Below are 3,827 nucleotides of genomic sequence, written 5' to 3' on the forward strand. Positions count from 1 at the left end.
GGCCCGGGCCCGGGCCGGGCTCGGGCTTCCCCTCGGACCGCTGGTGGTCTGCGTGGGGAGGCTGTCCCGGCAGAAGGCGCAGGACGTGCTCCTGGACGCCTGGCCGAGCGTGCGGTCTGCCGTCCCCGGCGCCACCGTGGCGCTGGTGGGCGACGGCCCGGAGGAGCCGGCCCTGCGGGCCCGGGGCCTGCCCGGGGTCCTGTTCGCGGGGTGGCGGGACGATGTGGCGGAGTGGCTGGCGGCCGCGGACGTGGTGGCCATCCCCTCGCGTTGGGAGGGCCTCCCCCTGGTGGTCCTGGAGGCCATGGCCCGGGGCCGCAGCGTGGTGTCCGCGGACGCCGACGGCATGGCCGAGAGCCTGGGCGCGGACGCCGGGGCCATCGTCCCCCGGGAGGATCCGCCCGCCCTGGCCGCGGCCCTGGTGGAGCGGCTCCTCGACCCGGCGAGGGCGAGCGAGGAGGCCCGGTCCGGACGGCGGCGGGTGGAGCGGGAATTCGACCTGGCCACGGCCGGTCAGGCCATGGCCGAGGTCTACGCCGAGGTGCTCCAGGCAGCCGGTCGAGGCAGGGGCCGGCTTCAGCCCGAGCCGGCCGGCGAGTAGCTCACCGATCCGCCGGAGTCGCGGACGCGGTTCGCCACGGCGCCCAGCACGCTCACCCGCAGGGCGTGCAGCGACAGCACCGCTTCGCTCACCGGGCCGGCCATGGTCCCGTCCGACACCACCAGCAGCACGCCGTCGGCGTGGGTCGCCACGGTGGCGGCGTCGTCGGTGCCGACCAGGCTCGGGACGTCCACGATGACCACGTCGTAGGCCTCCCGGGCCTTCCGGGCGACGTCGCCGAAACGGCGAGCCAGCAGGTCGCCGCCCTCCGGGTCCGGCGCCGTCAGCAGCACCGACAGCCCCTCGGTCCATCCCTTGTGGGACCGTTCCTCGAGGTCCGCGGTCCCGCGGAGCACGGCGGACAGGCCACCTTCGGACTTGGCTCGCAGGGCCCGGGACAGGCCGGCCCGGTGCAGGTCCGCGTCGATGAGCAGCACCCGAAGCTCCAGGCGGGCCAGCGCGGTGGCCAGCACCATGGCCACAGTGGTCTTCCCCTCGGCCGCGGTCGGGGACGTCACCACCAGCACCCCGCGAGGCGGGCCGCCGGCCTCGCGCTCCAGGCTGGTGCGGAGCGAGCGAACCGCAGCCCCCACCGCAGCGTCGGACAGGGCCCGGTTCGGCGAGGGTCGCTTCAGCACTCGGGACTTCGGGAGGCGGCCGACCACCGGATACCCGGTGAGCACGGCCACGTCCCGCCAGGACCGGACCCGCGGCCTGCTCCGCTCGACCGCCACGGTCAGGGCCACGCCGAGCAGCAGCGCCACCAGGAGGGCCGCTCCCTCCATGAGCCTGCGGGGCGGCCCGGAGGGTGAATCCGGGACCACGGGCGGGGCGATGAGCTGCACCGTCACCACCGGGTCCCGCCGCGAGAACGCCACCAGGTCTTGGGCGAACGCGACCGCGACCGCCGCGGCCTTCTGCGGGTCCTCCAGCGTGGCCGTGAGGGTGATGTTCCCGGTGGTAGCGGCGAGCTGGGCCGCCACCGCGCTCTCGAGGTCCGACACCGACTCGCCGAGCCGGGGGGCCAGGCGCCGGATGGTGGCCGGCGCGGTGATGTAGGCGACGTACTTCGGCCCGTCGATGGCCACGATGTCCGCCCCGACCGTGGGCAGGTTCGGCCGCGGCTCCACCGTGAGCACGCCCTGGGCCTCGTACTGGTTGGGGAGCCGTTCGGCGTAGAACGCCGCCCCCGCCACCAGCGGGATCACCACCAGCAGCAGGAGCTTCCACCGCCACCGCAGCGCGTCGACGAGCTCGGGGAGCCCTCCGCCGTCCTGTGCCACTTCGTCACCCCTCGATCGAGTTTGGGGAGGAACCTCCCTACCCGCACCATTCGCCGAAAGACTATGCTCTGCACTCTCATCGTCGCGTTTCCCGGGGGGGTTTACGTTACGGGACAGCAATCGCCCACGGCGGGTCACCCATACGTCCGGTCGCCGGGGAGGCGCGGCCGATCCGCGACACGGCCATCGGCACTACGTCCTTCTGCCTACCGTCCACCCGATCCGAAAGGCGGGCCAGGTCGACCCCTTCGCCTGATGTGGGCCGGTGCCGCCCTGACCGACAATGCCGCTGTGTCGCTCGACGGATCCTCGACCTGAGAACCGCAGAAGCTGACATGGCCCGCCCGCCCCTTCACCCCACCCGCAAGGAGCTCCACCGTGGATAGCGCGATCCCATCTCGGTCCGCCCTCAGCCGGGCGACCGCCGTGCTGTCCCGGGCCCAGGCCATCCACGAGGACCGGACCCGGTCCCGGGTGCTCCTGGCCTACCGGAGGGTGGGCCGGCTCATGGCCGCGACCGACGGGCTGGCCATCTGCGCGGCGTTCCTGTTCGCCTACCAGATCCGCTTCGGGTTCGAACCGCCGGACCTGCCCTTCCTGCTGACCATGGCGGCGGCCCTCCCGGTGTGGGTCGCCCTGTTCGCCGGGTACCACCTGTACGCCGTCCAGCACCTGTCCACCAGCGAGGAGTTCAAGCGCATCCTTTCCGCCGTCAGCGTGGGGACCATGCTGGTGGTGGCGGTGTCCTTCTGGACCAAGGCGTCGTTCAGCCGGGAGTGGATGGCCCTGGTGTGGGGGATGTCCCTGGTCTTCCTGCTGGTGACCCGCACCGCGTGGCACCGGCGGATCCGCCAGGCCCGCCGCGACGGCGAGCTGACCCGCCGGACCCTCATCGTCGGCACGAACTCCGAGGCCGAGGCCCTGGCCGAGGCCATGGAGGTCGAGGCCAGCGGGTTCGAGCTGGTGGGGCACCTCGAGACCGCCGCCAGCACCCCGGGCATGGACTCCGTGCCCACCGTGGGCGAGCTGTCCGAGCTGGAGGACGTGGTCCGAGCCACCCGGTCCGACTGCCTGTTCGTGGCGTCCAGCGCCGTCCGGGTGGAGGACATGCGCCGTCTCGGCAAGCTGGCCCGGCAGACCGGCATCGACGTCCGGGTCTCGGCGAACCTCCCCGAGGTCATGGCGGGGCGGGTGGCCGTGCAGCCCTTCGGCGGGCTCACGGCCCTGTCCATCCGCCCGGTGGCCCTGTCCCGGCCCAAGGCCGCCGTGAAGCGGGCCTTCGACCTCGCCGTGTCGTCCCTGGCCGTGGCCCTGACCTCGCCCCTGCTGCTTGCGATCGCGGCCGCCGTGAAGCTCACCTCAAGGGGTCCGGTGCTGTACCGGCAGATCCGGGTGGGGCGCTACGGCAAGCCGTTCACCGTGTACAAGTTCCGGACCATGGTCAGCGGCGCCGAGGAGGCCCTGGACGAGCTCCGCGCGCTGAACGAGGCGACCGGCCCGCTGTTCAAGATCCGCCACGACCCCCGGGTGACCAGGGTGGGCGCGCTCCTTCGGAAGTGGAGCCTGGACGAGCTTCCCCAGCTCATCAACGTCGTCCGCGGCGAGATGAGCCTGGTCGGCCCCCGCCCGCCCCTGCCCGAGGAGGTCGAGGCCTACGACCAGGACTGGTTCTTCGACCGCCTGGAGGTCCTGCCCGGCATCACCGGCCTGTGGCAGGTCAGCGGCCGCTCCAACCTGTCGTTCGAGGACTACATCAAGCTGGACCTGAACTACGTGGAGAACTGGTCCCTCGCCTTCGACCTGTTCATCCTGCTGAAGACCGTCCCCGCCCTGCTGTCCCGCAGCGGCGCCTACTGAGCCTCTCCAAGCATTAGCTCGCTTCGCTCGCGAACTCGCTCCGGCTGCGCTCGGTCTCGCTCGCTAACGCTCGCTCGCCTCGACTC

General features: G+C 72.8%; 3 protein-coding genes. 2 read left to right on the plus strand and 1 reads right to left on the minus strand.

Going from position 1 to position 3,827, the window contains the following annotated elements; genetic code table 11:
• Positions 1 to 601: glycosyltransferase family 4 protein (locus M3Q23_01330; protein ID MDP9340755.1), on the plus strand; the 601-nt coding region annotated here is incomplete at its 5' end.
• Here M3Q23_01330 and M3Q23_01335 read toward each other — a convergent pair.
• A complete protein-coding gene (locus M3Q23_01335) occupies positions 577 to 1,884 on the minus strand; it encodes a hypothetical protein (GenBank protein ID MDP9340756.1) in 1,308 nt (435 codons plus the stop codon). The two genes, M3Q23_01330 and M3Q23_01335, sit on opposite strands and share 25 nt — an antisense overlap.
• A 378-nt stretch (positions 1,885 to 2,262) precedes the next feature.
• On the opposite strand from M3Q23_01335, the gene M3Q23_01340 reads away from it, so the two are divergent.
• Entirely contained in the window at positions 2,263 to 3,741 is a 1,479-nt protein-coding gene (locus M3Q23_01340; protein MDP9340757.1) for a sugar transferase, read from the plus strand.
• The last annotated feature ends 86 nt before the right edge of the window (positions 3,742 to 3,827 follow it).

It is taken from the genome of Actinomycetota bacterium (assembly GCA_030774015.1).
GTDB lineage: Bacteria > Actinomycetota > UBA4738 > UBA4738 > JACQTL01 > JALYLZ01.